Origin of the sequence: Poseidonibacter antarcticus (assembly GCF_003667345.1) — a bacterium.
In the GTDB taxonomy this organism is placed as follows: domain Bacteria; phylum Campylobacterota; class Campylobacteria; order Campylobacterales; family Arcobacteraceae; genus Poseidonibacter; species Poseidonibacter antarcticus.
Genome location: NZ_RCWF01000003.1, coordinates 255,263 through 273,105 on the forward strand (window position 1 = coordinate 255,263; position 17,843 = coordinate 273,105).

General features: G+C 26.9%; 15 protein-coding genes and 1 rRNA gene. 5 read left to right on the plus strand and 11 right to left on the minus strand.

All coding sequences use genetic code 11. The features are described 5' to 3' along the window. Positions 1 to 10 precede the first annotated feature (10 nt). The 7 genes from D9T19_RS06235 to D9T19_RS06265 all read right to left on the minus strand — a co-directional run bounded on the left by D9T19_RS06235 (position 11) and on the right by D9T19_RS06265 (position 6,829). A complete protein-coding gene (locus D9T19_RS06235) occupies positions 11 to 1,297 on the minus strand; it encodes a citrate synthase (RefSeq protein WP_121627362.1) in 1,287 nt (428 codons plus the stop codon). A gap of 24 nt (positions 1,298 to 1,321) precedes the next feature. Beyond that, positions 1,322 to 2,569 carry an NADH-quinone oxidoreductase subunit NuoF gene (gene nuoF / locus D9T19_RS06240; protein ID WP_121627363.1) on the minus strand — a complete coding sequence of 416 codons (1,248 nt, stop codon included), beginning with the start codon at positions 2,567 to 2,569 and terminating at the stop codon, positions 1,322 to 1,324. Next, a complete protein-coding gene (locus tag D9T19_RS06245) occupies positions 2,569 to 3,045 on the minus strand; it encodes an NADH-quinone oxidoreductase subunit NuoE family protein (RefSeq protein WP_121627364.1) in 477 nt (158 codons plus the stop codon). Before D9T19_RS06245 ends, nuoF begins: the two co-directional genes overlap by 1 nt. Then, positions 3,045 to 4,679: an NADH-quinone oxidoreductase subunit D gene (locus D9T19_RS06250; RefSeq protein ID WP_121627365.1), complete on the minus strand. Its 1,635-nt coding sequence runs from the start codon at positions 4,677 to 4,679 to the stop codon at positions 3,045 to 3,047. The genes D9T19_RS06245 and D9T19_RS06250 overlap by 1 nt, the downstream gene beginning before the upstream one ends. Then, positions 4,672 to 5,187 carry an NADH-quinone oxidoreductase subunit B gene (locus tag D9T19_RS06255; protein ID WP_121627366.1) on the minus strand — a complete coding sequence of 172 codons (516 nt, stop codon included), beginning with the start codon at positions 5,185 to 5,187 and terminating at the stop codon, positions 4,672 to 4,674. The genes D9T19_RS06250 and D9T19_RS06255 overlap by 8 nt, the downstream gene beginning before the upstream one ends. Beyond that, on the minus strand, positions 5,178 to 5,540 hold the full coding sequence (locus tag D9T19_RS06260; RefSeq protein WP_121627367.1) for an NADH-quinone oxidoreductase subunit A: 363 nt from the start codon (positions 5,538 to 5,540) through the stop codon (positions 5,178 to 5,180). Before D9T19_RS06260 ends, D9T19_RS06255 begins: the two co-directional genes overlap by 10 nt. Before the next feature lie 128 nt (positions 5,541 to 5,668). Continuing rightward, complete coding sequence (locus tag D9T19_RS06265; RefSeq protein ID WP_121627368.1) at positions 5,669 to 6,829, minus strand: MalY/PatB family protein; 1,161 nt, start codon at positions 6,827 to 6,829, stop codon at positions 5,669 to 5,671. A 93-nt stretch (positions 6,830 to 6,922) separates the two neighbouring features. Here D9T19_RS06265 and D9T19_RS06270 point away from each other — a divergent pair, with 93 nt between their 5' ends. Continuing rightward, complete coding sequence (locus D9T19_RS06270; protein ID WP_121627369.1) at positions 6,923 to 8,737, plus strand: menaquinone biosynthesis decarboxylase; 1,815 nt, start codon at positions 6,923 to 6,925, stop codon at positions 8,735 to 8,737. A gap of 24 nt (positions 8,738 to 8,761) precedes the next feature. On the opposite strand, the gene D9T19_RS06275 is transcribed toward D9T19_RS06270, so the two are convergent. The 4 genes from D9T19_RS06275 to D9T19_RS06290 all read right to left on the minus strand — a co-directional run bounded on the left by D9T19_RS06275 (position 8,762) and on the right by D9T19_RS06290 (position 14,690). Continuing rightward, positions 8,762 to 10,966 (minus strand): diguanylate cyclase, encoded by a 2,205-nt coding sequence (locus D9T19_RS06275; protein WP_162984551.1) that lies wholly within the window; start codon positions 10,964 to 10,966, stop codon positions 8,762 to 8,764. Between the two features lie 114 nt (positions 10,967 to 11,080). After that, positions 11,081 to 12,073 carry an ABC transporter ATP-binding protein gene (locus D9T19_RS06280; RefSeq protein ID WP_121627371.1) on the minus strand — a complete coding sequence of 331 codons (993 nt, stop codon included), beginning with the start codon at positions 12,071 to 12,073 and terminating at the stop codon, positions 11,081 to 11,083. Beyond that, entirely contained in the window at positions 12,060 to 13,679 is a 1,620-nt protein-coding gene (locus D9T19_RS06285) for an ABC transporter permease (RefSeq protein WP_121627372.1), read from the minus strand. Before D9T19_RS06285 ends, D9T19_RS06280 begins: the two co-directional genes overlap by 14 nt. Positions 13,680 to 13,685: 6 nt before the next feature. Next, positions 13,686 to 14,690: an extracellular solute-binding protein gene (locus tag D9T19_RS06290; protein WP_121627373.1), complete on the minus strand. Its 1,005-nt coding sequence runs from the start codon at positions 14,688 to 14,690 to the stop codon at positions 13,686 to 13,688. A 369-nt stretch (positions 14,691 to 15,059) separates the two neighbouring features. On the opposite strand from D9T19_RS06290, the gene D9T19_RS06295 reads away from it, so the two are divergent. From D9T19_RS06295 to D9T19_RS06310, 4 genes are all read left to right on the plus strand, one after another. Further along, the gene (locus D9T19_RS06295) at positions 15,060 to 15,629 is read left to right on the plus strand and encodes an anthranilate synthase component II (RefSeq protein WP_121627374.1); all 570 of its coding nucleotides are present in this window, start codon (positions 15,060 to 15,062) and stop codon (positions 15,627 to 15,629) included. After that, entirely contained in the window at positions 15,626 to 16,816 is a 1,191-nt protein-coding gene (locus tag D9T19_RS06300; RefSeq protein WP_121627375.1) for a glycosyltransferase family protein, read from the plus strand. Before D9T19_RS06295 ends, D9T19_RS06300 begins: the two co-directional genes overlap by 4 nt. A 4-nt stretch (positions 16,817 to 16,820) precedes the next feature. Beyond that, positions 16,821 to 17,441, plus strand: a complete 621-nt coding sequence (locus tag D9T19_RS06305) for a type II secretion system protein (protein WP_121627376.1) — start codon at positions 16,821 to 16,823, stop codon at positions 17,439 to 17,441. Positions 17,442 to 17,766: 325 nt separating this feature from the next. Further along, positions 17,767 to 17,843, plus strand: a 16S ribosomal RNA gene (locus D9T19_RS06310); the annotation flags it as partial.

The following is a 17,843-nucleotide window of genomic DNA, read 5'->3' on the forward strand; positions in this document are numbered from 1 at the left end:
TAGTTTATTTCTAGTTACCTGTATATAATTGTCTAGGTCTTGCAATTTTATGTTTAGGATCTTGTTTTAATTCAGACCATTGTGCAATCCAACCTGGAGTTCTACCAATAACAAATACTGGAGTAAACATTTCAACTGGAATTTTAAGTGCAGTTAAAATAACACCTGAATAGAAATCAATATTTGGATATAAACCTCTTTCTTTAAAGTATTCATCACTTAAGGCAGCTTTTTCAACAGCAGCAGCAATATCTAATAATTTTGAATCAAGATTTAATTCTTTTCTTAGTTTATCTTGTAAACCTTTTAATGTTTCAGCTCTTGGATCTCTATTTTTATAAACTCTATGTCCAAATCCCATAAGTCTAAATGGATCATTTCTATCTTTTGCTTTTGCAATATATGTAGGTACATTTTTTACATCACCAATTAATTTTAATTGATCCATTACTTTTTCATTTGCACCACCATGAGCAGATCCCCATAAAGCAGCAATACCTGAAGAAATAGCAACATAAGGATGAGCTTCAGTAGAACCTACATTTCTTACAGTTGTAGTAGATGCATTTTGTTCATGATCAGCATGTAAAGTAAAGATTGCATCAAGTGCTTCTACTTCTACTTGTTTAATTTCTTCGTTAGTCCCATCAGGAAGTCTTTTCATAGTTCCACCTGGATAAGCTCTTAACATATATAGGAAGTTTTCAGTAAAATATCTATTTACATCTGGGTATATTAATGGTGTACCAATAGAATTTCTATAGGCCATTGCAGCAATAGTTGGCATTTTTGCAACAATTCTTCTTCTCATTATTTTAAATTGTTTATCATCTTTTAAGTTTAAATGATCTTTATAAAAAGCAGCAAGTGCCATAGTCGCAGCACCCATTGTTGCCATTGGATGAGCACCATCTGGTAATGCATCAAATATTCTAATTAACCCTTCATTTAAAAAAGATCTATGTCTGATTTCTAAATCAAAATTTTTAGAAGCTTCTTCTGTTGGTAAAGAACCTCTCATTAATAAGTAACATACATCTAAAAAAGAACGCTTACCTGCTAAATCTCTAATATCAATTCCTCTATATCTTAATTCAGAGTTTTCGCCATCAATAAAAGTAATTTTTGAATCACAAGATGCAGTTGAAGTATAACCTGGGTCATAAGTAAACATTCCTGAATCTTTATAGAATGTAGAAATATCTACAACACTAGGTCCTCTTGTACCATCAAGTACGTTATATTCGTATGAATTACCATTTCTATTGTCTGTTAGCGTAAAAGTGTTTTTTGCCATTTATTTGTTTCTCCTATATAAAATTTAATTTTTAAAGTATGCTTCAAATTCTTGTGGGAATTTTTGCACCATGCTTTGAATAATATCTTTAACAGCTGGTGCAAATACACAAATTGTTTTACCGTTTAAAGATACACATACATCATTTATCGTATCAATATCTTTTTTTGAACCCTCACCGTTAAGAATTTTTGTCAATATATTATCAATCCAACCACAACCTTCTCTACAAGGTGTACATTGTCCACATGATTCATGATGATAAAATTCAATTAAGTTTTTTGCAGCTTTAACCATACAAGTGTCTTCATCAATTACAATCATTCCACCTGTTCCTAATGTAGAACCAATATCCCACATAGATTCATAATCCAATACAGCTTTTTCTACTTCATCGGCTGTTAAAATTGGACAAGATGAACCTCCTGGTATAACTGCTTTTAGTTTTTTACCATCTCTCATACCACCACCAACTTCATTTAAGAAGTCAATCATTTTGTTTCCAAATGCTAACTCATAAACTCCTGGATTTTTAACAGGTCCGCTCATTGCAAATAACATTGTTCCAGGTGATTTTTGTGTTCCATAAGCTGTATAAGCTTCATATCCATTTTCAACAATAAAAGGAACAGTTGCAATTGTTTCAACATTATTTACAGTTGCTGGATTTCCAAAGAACCATTCACACTCTTTTCCATGTGGTTTAAGTCTTGGATGTCCTCTTTTACCTTCAAGCGATTCAATAAGTGCTGATTTTTCACCACAGATATAAGCCCCAGCACCTCGATGAACTGTTATTTCCATTTTATAATCATGACCCATAACACTCTCACCAATAATTCCAGCTTTATATGCTTCTTGTATTGCTTCATCAACACGATCACTAAAAAATTTGTATTCACCTCTTATATAAATATAAGCATGATGTGCATTTATTGCATACGATGCACAAATTATTCCTTCTATTAAAAGATGTGGATCATATTGGAATATTTGTCTATCTTTAAAAGTTCCTGGTTCACTTTCATCCCCATTTACTATTAAGTATGCTGGTCTTGGATCATCTTTTGGCATAAGTTTCCACTTTGGACCACAAGGTGCACCACCTCCACCTTTTCCTCTTAAACCTGAATTTACTACTTCATTTGTTACTTCATCAGGAGTCATTGTAAAAAGTTTTTCTATCGAAGAATATGCACCATTTTGTTGTGCAACTTCTAATTTATGATAATTTGGAATATCAAATTTTTTGCTTACAACTTTAACTAGCATTATTTACATCCTTCTACAAGTTTTTTCAAGGATTGTACACTTTGATTTTCTTTATATTCACCATTTATAGCAAACATTGGTGCGCCACCACAAGCACCCATACATTCAACTGTACTTAAGTGAAATTTACCATCTTCACTTGTTTGTCCAGGTTCAATACCAACTGTATCTTTCATAAATTTGATTAAATCATTTGCTCCCATCATCATACAAGACAATGTTTTACAAACTTCAATATGATAAGTACCAATTGGTTTTAAATTAAACATAGTATAAAAAGTCGCTACTTCATATACTTGAATTGGAGTTTTCTTTAATTTATTTGCAATAAAAATCATAGCTTCTGGCGAAATCCAGTTTTCTTGTTCTTGAACTAGCCATAAACAAGGTAACATCATAGAATCGCTATTAGGATATTTTTTTAATTGTTCTTGAAATTTCTCTTCATTCTCTTTAGTAAATACAAATGTTTTCATTATCTATCAAACTCCCCAGCAATAAAGTTCATACTTGCCATTGTTACAACAGCATCTGCTAGCATTCCACCTTCTACTATATTAGAATAAGCTCCAAGTGAATAAAAACAAGGAGGTCTACATTTTACTTTGTAAGGTCTACCTTCACCATCACTAACTATAAAGAAACCAAGCTCACCATTTCCTGCTTCAGTTGAAGAATAATATTCACCTTTAGGTACTTTGATACCTTCAAATGTAAGTTTAAATTGATTCATTAAACCTTCAATATTTCCATAAACATCTTTTTTAGATGGTAATAAAACACCAGGTGCATCTACATTTATAGGACCATCTGGTAATTCTTTCATTGCTTGTCTTATGATTTTTGTACTTTGAACCATTTCTTCAAATCTACACATCATTCTATCATAGACATCACCATGTGAGCCTATTACAACATCAAAATCGTAATTTTCATAACCATAATAAGGTTTATCTTTTCGTAAGTCATAAGCAACACCAGTTGAACGTAAATTTGGTCCTGAAATACCAGCACTTAAAGCAAAATCAGAGTCAATTACACCTACATCTTGTGTTCTATCTTGAAATATTCTATTATGAGCAATTAAGCTTAATGCATCTGAACAAGCTGTTTCTACTTCTTTTAATACATTTTCTAAATCTTGGGCAAATCCATCATATAAATCAAACTCTAAACCACCAATTCTAGTATAAGTATTAGTAAGTCTTGCACCTGTTAATTTTGATAATAAATCATAAGCAGTATCTCTTGGGGCAAATAAATACCAGAAATTTGTAAGTCCACCTAAATCAACCATATTTGCAGCATTACAAACAAGATGATCAATGATTCTACTTAACTCACCAATTATTACTCTAATTGATTTAGCACGTTGTGTAATATCAATTTTTAACATTTCTTCAACTGCTTTTGCATAACCTATATTATTTAAAATAGCACTACAATAGTTTAATCTATCTGTATAAGGAATTACTTGTGAATATGTATGGTTTTCACAAGATTTTTCAAAACCTCTATGTAAATATCCAATTTCTGTAACACAAGCTGTTATTGTTTCACCTTCCATTGCTACAAAATTTCTAATTGTACCGTGTGAAGCAGGATGAGAAGGACCAACATTTAAAAGCATTAAATCGTTTATTTCTTCTGGTGTATAACCTTTTTTTATTAATAATGGATCCATTTCATCCATTAAATCTTCGGTCTCTGTACAAATTTGACCTTTTGTAATTTCATAATCTTTTCTTAAAGGATGACCTATGAATTGATGATGATTTAAAAGTCTTTTTAAATTTGGATGACCATTGAAGTTAATACCATATTGGTCATAAGCTTCTCTTTCCGCCCAATTTGCTGATTTATAAATTTGTGTTAAAGAATCAACTGTTAATGTTGAATCATCTATATATGATTTTATTGATATTTGTTTTTTAAATGTTTTATTTCTTAATATATAAACAACAGCAAAACGACTAGGCGTAACATCAGGATATTTTAAATAATCTATAATAGTTACATCTAAGAGTATTGTATATTCTTCTTCATTTTTTAATTTTAATATTGTTGTTTTTATTTCGCTTGAATCAATTATCATATCACATTTAAGCATCTAGGAATCCTTTATACTCTTTAACTCTATCTTTTAAAATTGATTCATCATTAGCTTTTTCTTGAATTCGCATAATTGCATCTAATACAGCTTCAGGTCTTGGAGGACAACCAGCTACATATTCATCAACTGGAATAATTTGATCAATTCCTTGAACAGTTGTATAGTTATCATAAAATCCACCAGAACAAGCACAAGCACCCATAGAAATAACCCATTTTGGCTCACACATTTGCTCATAAATTTTCTTTAAAATAGGAGCTTGTTTATATGAAATAGTTCCTGCAACTATAAGTAAATCAGCTTGTCTTGGAGAAAATCTTACAACTTCAGCTCCAAATCTAGATAAGTCATACTTCGCACCAGCAACACTCATAAACTCAATACCACAACAAGCAGTTCCAAAAACCATTGGCCATAAAGAGTATGATCTACCCCAATTTATTGCATGATCAAGTTTTGTTGTTACAATAGAATCGCCTAAACTAGCTTCCGCTCCTAATCCCATGATAATGCCTTTTTCTTATAGATATATATTAATCCTGCAAATAAAAGTCCCATAAACATGAACATTTCAAAAAGTCCTAAGTATCCTAGTTCTTTAATATTTACAGCCCAAGGAAACATAAAGATTATTTCCACATCAAATAAAACGAATAAAATAGCAACTAAATAAAATTTAATAGAAAACCTTATATTAGTGCCACCTACAGGGTTCGAAACACCACTTTCGTATACTGTATTTTTCATTTGAGCTAGTTCATCTTTAGGACCTATAAATCTAGTAAGTACGAAGACTGCCACTAAAATGAAACCAATTGTAACAAAAATAACAGATGCAAGAACTAGTTCTGTAGACATTTTATATCCTATTTATTAATTTTATTTTAAAATTGTACACTAATTTCTAAGTTCTTAAAAGGTTTTAACTCCTTTATAAATTTATTATTATCATAATGAGAAAAAAGGTAATACTTTATAACTTGGTATTACTGGAAACTCTTTGATATATCATCTAATGCGAGTTTTAACTCTTCTTTTCTAAGTGCCACATTTAATCTAAAATATGAATTTCCATTGATACCAAATGATTCTCCATCATTTAAAGCTACCTTTGATTGTGTTAATAATTTATGTTCAATTTCTTTATGTTTTAACTCAGTTTTTTTGAAATTTAACCATAAAAGATATGTTGCTTCTGGTAACATAAAATCAATTTTTGGAGCATTTTCTTCTAAATATTCTTTTGTAAATTCTATATTTTCTTTTAAATATTCTTTTAATTGGTCTACAAAATCTCCACCATTTTCATAAGCTGCTTTTGTTGCTATAAATCCAAAGAAGTTTATTGAATTTATCTCTCTTTTTATTGCAATTGTTTTAAATGTATTTAAAAGTTTAGGATTTTTACTAATTGCATAAGCACAATTTAAACCTGCAATATTAAATGTTTTACCAGCTGAATTAAGAGTAATTGTAATATCTGCAATTTTTGGACTAATTGAAGCAAGAGGTATAAACTTTTTAAATGTAATATCTGAGTGAATTTCATCACATACAATAGTGATATTATTTTCAATACAAATATCGCTTAAATCTTCTAGTTCTTTTTTACTCCAAACTCTTCCTACTGGATTATGAGGTGAACATAAAGCTAAAATTTTTGTTTTTTTAGTGATTTTAGATTTTAAATCTTCCAAATCCATTGTGTAATAACCATTTTCTTCTTTTAATTCATTTATTACTACTTTTCTTTTATTTGTGTTTACACAATTAACTAAAGGAGGGTAAATAGGAGTTTGAACAATAACTTCATCACCAATATCACTAAAAGCTTCAATGCAAGCAGAATAAGCAGGAACTACACCATTTATCATATAAATGTTTTTTTTCTCTATTTCCCAACTATGTCTATTTTTTTGCCATGAAATAATAGACTCATATAATTCATCACTATCAACACTATATCCATAAAGAGAATTTTTTGTAGCTTTGATTATTTCATCATTTATAAAACTTGGAGTTTTGAAATCCATATCTGCAACCCAAAGTGGTTTTAAATCTTCATAGCCAAATTTCTTTTTTAGACCATCATACTTAGTACAATTTGTACCTTTTCTATTAATTTTTTCATCAAAATTATAAATCATATATAAAACTCCTACCATAAACTATATTTTATTGCTAAAATGATATAAGATTTATACTAATTACCTTATTAGGTTGAAAAAATTGAGGAAAATATGAAAAAAGCAATTGAACTATTAAAAAAGAATGATTTATTAAAAATTATAGATGATGAACTAGATATTAATTTAGAAATTCCTCATATCGCATATATTGAAGTGAAAAAAGAAGATTCTAAAGCATTGTTATTTACAAATGTAGTTGATAAAAAAAACAATAAAAAATTTGATATACCAGTTTTAATGAATGTTTTTGCAAATGAAAAAGCAGTAAAATTATTCATAGGTGATGGGGACAAAATAGGTGCTGAAATTGAAAGTTTACTAAAAATGAAACCACCTACAACAATGTCAGAAAAACTATCAACATTTGGAAAAATGTTTGCACTAAAAAACACAATTCCAAAAAAGAACAAAGGAAAAGGGGAGTGTCAAGAAGTTATAAAACTTGGAGCTGATGCAAAGCTATCTGATTTACCAATTTTAACAACTTGGGAGCAAGATGGTGGACCTTTTATAACTATGGGACAGGTTTATACTACTTCTTTAAATGGTGAGCTTAAAAACCTTGGAATGTATAGACTTCAAGTTTATTCTGATAATACTTTAGGAATGCATTGGCAAATTCATAAAGATTCAAATCACTTCTTCCACGAATACAAAAAAGCAGGTAAAAAAATGCCAGTTTCAATTGGAATTGGTGGCGATCCTATGTATATTTGGTGTGGACAAGCACCACTTCCTATTGGAATTTTTGAACTTATGCTTTATGGTTTTGTTAAAAACAAAAATGCACAATTAGTAAAATCAATTACAAATGATATTTGGGTTCCAAAAGATAATGACTTTGTAATAGAAGGTTTTGTAGATCCTTCAAAAATGAAAATAGAAGGACCATTTGGTGATCATACAGGTTATTATACACTTGAAGAAGAGTATCCATTTATGGAAGTTACTGCAATTACAAGTAAAAGAAAACCAACTTTTCTTGCAACTGTAGTAGGAAAACCACCTTTAGAAGATAAATATATGGGTCATGCAACGGAGAGAATTTTCTTGCCATTACTTAAAACAACTGCTCCCGATTTAATTGATTATTATATGCCTGAAAATGGAGTATTTCATAATTTAATCTTAGCAAAAATAAAAACATTATATCCAGGTCACGCTCAGCAAATGATGCATGCTTTTTGGGGTGTTGGACAAATGTCTTTTGTAAAACACGCACTTTTTGTAAATGAAGATGCTCCTGCTTTAGATGATCACAAAGCAATTACTGAACATATATTAAATAGAATAAATATTGATGATATTATGATTTCAAAAGGTGTAGTTGATGCTCTTGATCATTCAAGTCCAAAGTTTGCACTTGGTGGAAAACTAGGACTTGATTGTACAGGTGATGAAATAGATGAATTAGGAATTACACTGTTAAGTGATGAAGAATTACTATTAAAAGCACAAACAATTACAGATGAAGTAAAAGATTTAAGACAATATTTTACAAATACAAAAAATCCTTTAACTCTAATAAGCGTTGATAAAGCTAGAAACCAAAAGCATTTATTTGAAGATTTAAAACCACTTTTAGAAAATATTAAAATATTGATTATTGTAGATGCATCAAATCAAAATGACCTAGATAATCTTTATATGTTACTTTGGAGAGTTGTTAATAATATTGATTCAAATAGAGATCTTTATTTCGAGTCAAATACTATTTGTTTAGATGGTACAAATAAAAACTCATTTGATAATTTTAAGAGAAGATGGCCTGATGATGTTGATTGTACTCCAAGTGTATTAGAATCACTTCAGAAAAGAGGAATTATTGATATAAGTGAAGAGTTTAAGAAAAAGTATCAACTATAGAAGATAAGATTTATTTCTTATCTTTTATAAAATCTTTACTGCGTTTTTCCCTCTTGTTTTTATATAATACATTGCTTCATCTGCTCTTTGAATTAAATCTTCTTTTGTATCTTTTTTCGTATATTGAGCTATGCCTAAGCTAATTGTAATATGTTTATTTAAATTAAAATCATTTTTACTAATTAATTCCCTTAAATTGTCTGCTAAAATAAAGGCTTTATCCGAAGTTGTTTTAGGAAGGATAATAATAAATTCTTCTCCTCCCCATCTTCCTAAAATATCTGTTTCTCGGATATTTTTTGATATTAATGAAGTCATTTCTATAAGTACACTATCTCCCTTATTATGGCCAAAAGTATCATTTATTTGTTTAAAGTTATCAATATCAAAGAATATTATAGAAAACATTTCTTTTGAAATTTTAGAATTCTTAATTTGTAATTCAATAAGCTTATCTATTTTGCCTCTATTATAAATACATGTTAGACTATCTCTATTGGCAGAATCTTTTAAATCTTTTTCAGCTTGTTTTCTTTTAAAAATTTCTTTTCTCATTCTATTATTAAAAATAGAAATAATTATTAATACAAGTAACAATGGAAGAATATATTTATAAATCCAAGAATAATCATCAATTTGTTTAATTAATGTTAACTGATATTGTTTTAGAATCTCTTCCTTTTCTTCTTTCTTTAAGTAAGGAATAATTTTATTAATAATATTTATTAATAGAAAATTTTCTTTATTTGTCGCTATTCTCATTTCAAGATTAAAAGGAACTGTACCAGATATTTTTATATTTGGTAATTTTTCTTTTATTATGGTGTGAGAAAGGGACAAAACATTATCAATATATCCAAAAACTTTTTTATTTTTTAGTAACTTAAAACCTTCTTCTTTTGTTTTAATAGGTATGTAATTTATATCTTTGTACTTTGATTTTAATTTATGATAAATATCAGAATTCTTTAAAATAGCAATTTTTTTTCCGCTCAATATTGACAAATCTGTAATAAAATTTTTATCATTACTAGTTGCAAGTGCAATTGGAATATTAAAAATAGAATTACTATAAATCATTTTGTCTAAATCAAGTAAATCTTTTGAGTAATTAAATTCAAAATAAATATCATTAGTTTTAATATATTTAAATATTGAAAGATCTTTTGGTTTTTCAATTATATTGTAGGTAATACCCATTCTTTTACTAATTAATTTAAACAGATCAAATTCAATACCTTTTACTGTATTTTCTTTCTTAAAACTAAAAGGTATATTTTTTGTACTAGTCATTAAAGCAAAAGTATTATCTTTTAGGAACTTACTCTCTAGATAACTTAAAATTACTTTTTTCTCATCAAAAATAAAGTTATCAAGATTGATTTTTGAATTATGAGCTAAACCTAAAATTAAATATAATCTTTTAAGTTCATTAATTTTAGAAGGATTTATATAACCTAAATATTTTGGATTATTCTTATAAGCAAATGTTTTTAATATCTTTCCTTCATATATTAAAGAATCTAAGGTTTTATTTTGAGTGTTATATTTTTCATATATAATTTTGGCACTTTCTTCAATATTTGAAAATGCATAATTCCAACCTTTTATACTAGCATCATAAAAATCTCTTGCTCTTTGTGGATTTGTATTTAATTCTTTACTTGATGTAAATAGTATCCCTGAATAAAAATCAAAACCATAATCAATTGGGTTAAATAGATTAAATTCTATATTCTTATTTTTTAAGATATATGGTTCATTTGATAAATTACAAGCTATTGCATCAGTTTTCCCATTAATTAAATCATTTATATTAAGTGAGTGAGGTATAAAGTCTATATCATCTAGGGAAAGACCTTGAGATTTGATCATGGCTTTTATACTTGCAGAATTCCTTGCAGAAGGTGTAATCATAACTTTTTTATTTTTTAGATCGTTAATATTATTTATATTAGATTTTTTTAGACTCATTAAACTTAAAGGTGATGTTTGAAAAATTGCTGCAAGTAGAATAATATTTTTATTATTCAATTTATCAATTATTAATGAAGATTTTCCAATTGCATATGTATTATTATTTTCTAAAACACTTTTAATAAGATTTGTTTTATTTTTAAACTCTTTTATTGTTACATCTAAATTATTTTCTTTGTAAAAACCTTTTTCTTTTGCAATATAATACCCAGCAAATTGAAATTGATTTAGCCAATCTAATTGTAAAGTCAATTTTTGGGTATCTTTTGAAAAAAGATTTGATATAGATATAATTATTAAAAATAAGACATAAAAAAGTTTCATAAATTATTATACATAAATAATTATAAACAGAAGTTAATTATTTTATTTTAAAATAACTTTTACATCCTCTTTTAATAAATCTAAATAGATATTTTTTTCTAAATTTATGTTTTCAAGTGTTGATTTGATCATTATTAAGTCATTATTTTTTGTCTCTTTTGGTTTAATAAGTACTTCATAATACTCTCCACAAAAGGATTTATCAATAATCTCAATTTCAACAAGATTGTTTTTATTTGATAGATTACATTTAGATATTTCTATTATTGCTATTTGATTATTCTTTATCTTTAATCCTAAGTTTTCCACAAAAATATCTGGTAATATATTTATTTCTGCTAAAAAATTTGCAATATAATAATTAACTGGTTTATTATAAATGATTTCTGTTTTATCAAATTGTAGTAATTTTTTATTATGAATAATACCAATTTTATCTGAAATACTTAAAGCTTCTTTTTTATCATGCGTTACTAAAATTGCAGAAAGATTATACTTTTTGATAATATTTTTTAACCACATTTTAGTTTTATATCTAAGTTGTGCATCAAGGTTTGCAAAAGGTTCATCTAATAATAAAATCTTTGGTTTATTTGCCATCGCACGTGCAATTGCTACTCTTTGTTGCTGTCCACCTGAAAGCTGATGGATTTGTTTTTTTCTATGAGATACAATATCAAATTGTTCTAATAAATCATTTACTCTTTTATTTCTATCTTTTTTTGATAGTTTATCTAAAGCAAAAGCTATATTTTCTTCTACATTTAAGTGAGGGAATAGTGCATAATCTTGGAAAATATATCCAACTTCTCTATCTTGTGTATAAACTTCTTTTGAAGATACACAAGTATTTCCAATACAAATAGTTCCTTCATGTTCTCTTTGTAGTCCTGCAATTGCTCTTAAAATTGTAGTTTTACCACAACCACTTGAACCTAAAAGTGTAGTGATTTCACCTTGCATAACTTGAAAGTTTACATCTTCTAAAATTTTTGTATCATTAAAAGATATTGATAAGTTATTAATACTTAGCATCTTGAGCCTTTTTCATATTTTTTATTAATAATAAAACTGAGATAATTCCAATTATAACTATAAACATAGATGGAACTGATGATTCTACAGTTTGAGATTGTTCGTTTAATTCAAATGCTCTAATAGCAAGAGTATTGTAATCAAAAGGTCTTAAAACCATAGTAAGAGGTAGCTCTTTTACAACTTCTATAAATACGATTATAAAAGAAGCAGCAGCTGATGATTTTAGTAAAGGAATAAAAACTTTTACAAATGTTTTAAATTTTCCAATTCCAGATATTTGTGCTGCATCATCATAACTTTGAGGAATTCTATTGAAACCAGATTCAAAGTTATTAATACTAACAGCCATAAATCTTACAATATATCCAAAAAGTACAGCTATAACTGTTCCTGATATTATAAAATCTAAAGATAAAACTTCAAATACATAAGTATTTAAAATACCAAAAAATGACAATATTCCAATAGCTACAACAGCGCCAGGAATTGAATAACCTAATTTAACTATTTGAGTTAATGATGAAGAAGTTTTGTCTTTGTTTAATCTTGCGTTATATACTATTAATAAAGCTATAATAGTTATAGCTGTTGCAGACATTAAACCCAGTTGTACAGTTTTTACTAATAAATCTATAAATTCATCATCAATAACTGTTTTATAAGATTGTATAAACCAAACACTTAATTGGATAAAAGGTAAGATAAAACCAAAGAAAACTGGAATAAAACAGATAAAAGAAGCAAAAAAGTTACTAGAACCTGTTAGTTTTGTTTTTACAATTGGTCGGAAATCTTTTCCTGAACTTTTATATACTTTGTTTCTTCTTTGGAATTTTTCTAAAATAATTAAAATAAAAAGAAAAGTCATTAGCATACTTGCTAATTTTGAAGCATCTTCAATACTTCCCATTCCTTCCCAAACTTTAAATATTCCTGTTACAAATGTATTTACTCCAAAGTATTGCATTACACCAAAATCTGCTGTTGCTTCCATCATTGCTAATGTTGCACCTGCAATTATTGCAGGTCTAGAAATTGGTAAAACTACTTTTTTTAAAATCTTCCAAGAAGAAAGATTAAAAGTCTTAGCAGCATCTATAATTGATGCAGATTCAAAGTTTAGATAAGTTCTACATACAAGATAAACATAAGGATATAAAACCAAAGATATTACTAAAATAGCACCTTGTACGGATTGTATATCAAAAAATACTACTTCACTTAAATTTTTATCCATTAAGTTTAAAACCCAAGTTGTGATATTACCTGTTATCCCAAACATTCCATTGTACATAAAAGCGATAATATAAGTAGGAAAAGCAAAAGGAAGAATAAGTCCATAATCAAAAAACTTTGAAAAAGAAAAAGTATAAAAAGAAGTTAAATAAGCAGTAGTAAAACCAATAAGAGTTGTAAGAACTCCAACTCCTATCATTACAAATAAAGTATTATAAATATACTCAAATAAAACAGTATCTTTTATATGTTGCCAATTATCTGTATTTGAGATAAAAAGGTATACAAATATTGTAATCATAGGAATGGAAATAAGTAGTGTTATAAAAACACTACTTATTTTTAAAAATGAAAGTTTATTTTTCAATAATTCTTACTTCCATCCAGCAACATCAAGAGCTTTTACAGCATCTTTATTGTATTTACCAAGGTCATTTATAGTAACACTATCATCTTGAACTTTACCCCAAGCTGCAACTAAAGGAGCAGTTTGTGCTTCTTTTAAGATTGGGTACTCAAAGTTTCCTTTTGAGTAAACTTCTTGTGCTTCTTTAGATAATAAAAACTCAATATATTTAATTGCATTTTCTTTATTTTTAGAAGTTTTAGTAACACCAGCTGCACTAATATTTACATGAGTTCCACCATTTTCAAATTTTGGGAAAATAACTTTTAGTTTTGAAACAACTTCTTTATCAGACTCATTACTAACAGCTAATTTACCAAAATAATATGTATTCATAATAGCTGTTGAACCAAGACCAGCAGCTACTGCTTTTGCTTGATCTCTATCACTACCTTTTGGAGCTCTTGCCATATTTGCAACAATACCTTTAGCCCATTTTGTAGCATATTCAACACCATGATGTGCAATCATAGCTGCCATTAAAGATTGGTTATAAACATTACTTGAAGATCTAACCATAATTTGGTTTTTATATTTAGGATCTGCTAATTCTTCATAAGTTTTAATACCATTTGCAAGAGGACTATCTCTTCTAACTGCAATAACTCTAGCTCTTTTTGTAAGTGCGAACCATTCGTTGTCTTTATCTCTTAATTTACTATCAATATTTTTTGTTAAATATTCAGACTCAATAGATTGGAATAAATTGTTTTCTTTTACTCTTTGAATTCTAGCTGCATCAACTGTGATAAAAACATCAGCAGGAGAATTTTTACCTTCACTTTGCATTCTTTTGATTAAAGCATCAGCTTTATCTTGAATTACTTTTACTTTAATTCCTGTTTTTTCTTCAAACATTTTATGAATTATTTTATCTGTATCATAATGTCTACTTGAATAAACATTTACTACATCATTAGCTAATAATGAGCTTGATAATACAGCTACACTTAATAATAGTTTCTTGAACATAAATTTCCTTCTTATTTTTATCGTTAATGATAATTATTATTAGAATAATAGAAAAAAGTAGCTTTATTTACTCTTAATAGTAAGAATGATTATCAAGTTTAATAAATATTATATTGAAAGTTAAATCTTCAGTTATTTTTATGGACATGAATATATTGAAAAAAGTAATTTTTGTAGTAGCAGTAAGAATATAATATAAATTATTTGAACTAATTTATAAATAATTAAATATGTAAACTTGTTAAAAATTTTTCAAGACTTTTAATCAAAGAAATTAGAAAAGTTAAATTTTATGTAAAATCTAACCTTAATAAGATATAATCATACTCAAATTATATAAATATAGGTTTTCCATAAGGATAAAATAAAATGATTTTAATGATTGATAACTATGATTCATTTACATATAATATTGTGCAGTATTGTTTAGAATTAGGTGCCAATTTAAAAGTAATAAGAAATGATGAATTAAGTGTTGAAGAGATAGAAAAACTTAATCCTGAAAAAATAATTATATCTCCAGGTCCTGCAACACCAAATGATGCTGGAGTTTGCTTAGATGTAATAAAATATTTTGCAGGTAAAAAACCAATATTTGGGATTTGCTTGGGTCACCAAAGTATTGCACAAGTGTTTGGAGCAGAAGTAATTCGAGCAAAAAATATGATGCATGGGAAAACATCAAAAATAAAAGTATTAAAAGATACAGTTATTTTTCAAGGTTTACCTAAAGAATTTATTGAAACAAGATATCATTCTTTAATTGTAAATAAAGATAACTTACCAGATGTTGTAATACCTACATCAGTTAGTCTTGATGATGATGAAATAATGTCATTAGAAATAAAAGATAAACAAATATATGGAGTACAGTTTCATCCTGAATCAATTATGAGTGAATATGGATATGAAATGATAGATAACTTCCTAAAATTATGACAAATACAAACAGATACAAGTACTATTTCTATTCCTTATTAGCATTATTAGTTATTGTATTACTGTTTGTTTCAAATACGCTTAGTATTTCATATAAAGAAGCCCTAAATGTATTTGTAAATACTTCTGTTTTAACTTATATTACAAATACATCACTTTATATATTTGGACAAAATGATATTGCTCTACGATTACCCTTTATAGTCTTTTATATTTTAAGTGTTATTTTAATGTATAAGATAACAGATAAATATTTTACATATGAAAGTGATAGATTAATATCTATTGGTATTTTTATGCTTTTACCAGGTGTATTAAGTGCATCTTTATTGGTAAATAGTGCAATAATTGTAATTTTTTTAACGTTATTATATTTATATTATTATAAGTTAACAAACAATCATTCTTATGTACTGTTATTTTTATTTTTATTTGTAGATAATTCTTTTGCTATATTGTATTTATCACTTTTCTTCTATTCACTTAAAGATAAAAAAAGCAAATTACCTTGGATCTCACTAATTTTATTTGCTTTATCTATGTATATTTATGGTTTTTCTACAGTTGGGAAACCAAGAGCTTTCTTTTTGGATACTTTTGCAATTTATGCATCTATTTTTTCACCTTTACTTTTTATGTATTTCTTTTATACTATTTATAGAATTGGATTTAAGCAAAAAGAAAAATCTTTAACTTGGTATATTTCGACTACAGCTTTAGTTTTATCTTTTCTTTTTTCTTTTAGACAAAGAGTTTATATTGAAGATTTTGCTCCTTATGTTGTAATATCTTTGCCTTTAATGCTTAAAATATTTTTTCATTCATATAGGGTTAGATTAAAAGAATTTAGAAAAAAACATAATATTGGTGTGGCCTTGGTTTTATTAATGTTGTTTATAAATGTATTTTTTACTATTGTAAATAAACCTTTATATTTACTTTTACCAAATCCAAAAAAACATTTTATTTATAAATATGATTTTGTAAAAGAATTGGCTCAAGAATTAAAAAAGAATAATATAAATATGGTTTCAAGTAATGATAATGAATTATTATTAAGATTAAGATTTTATGGAATAAAGGAAGGTACAAAACATTTTATAAGCTTAGAAAAATTTGATACATACAAATTGAAAATTATAATAAGTTATTACAATAGAAAATTATATAAAGTTTATATAAAATAAGATTATGAAAAAATCTTTTACTCTTCTTGAATTAATTTTAATGATTGTATTATTAGGTTTTTTATACACATCTTTTATTCCAAAAGTAAAAGTAAGTAAAATTGATGATTTAACAAATAGATTAGTTTTATATTTGAAACAAACAAGATACCAGTCTTTAATAAATGATAAATTTAGTAATTCAGATAATCTTTGGCACAAAAAAAGATGGACTCTAAAATTTTTTAGATGTAGAGAAACTATTGGTGGTATCTATTATGTAATATATAGTGATAAAAATGCTTCTGGTCATCCAGGTATTGATGATAGTCTAAAAGATAGTCTCACCTTAAAAAATATATATAGTACAAACTCTTGTACTGAGAATATTAAAAATAGTAAATATGTATTAATATCACAAAATTTTAATATTAGAACTGTAAATATTTCTTGTAATGAAACGAGTTCTTTAGGACAATTAAGTTTTGGAAGTGATGGAAAAATATATTCAAAATTAAGTGCTAATGAAAATGATTCTATTTCTTATGAAATAATAAACAACTGTAAAATTGAATTAAGCGATATATTTAATGAAAAAAGAACAATACAACTTGAAAGTAAAACAGGTTATGTATACAAAGAATAGAGTAAATCCACAAATTAACAAATTTAAGCGAACATTTAGCAAAACTCCCTTGACAAAGCAAATAAAACCCCCTATAATTCCCGTCCAATTTAAGTGACACCAAGTGTTACGAGAAATGGATGATCTTTAACAATGTAATTTAAGTTTGTAAAGTAATCTTTATAAACTGAATATAATACTCTAAATATGATCGTAAGTAATGCGATATAAAATAAAATACATATAATAACAAGAATATAATTCTTGTCTATTAATTTGAGTGATAATTTTGTATAACAATACATAAATTGTCAGTATCAAACAGTATGTTAAATCATACACTTCATTTATGGAGAGTTTGATCCTGGCTCAGAGTGAACGCTGGCGGCGTGCTTAACACATGCAAGTCGAACGAGAACGGAT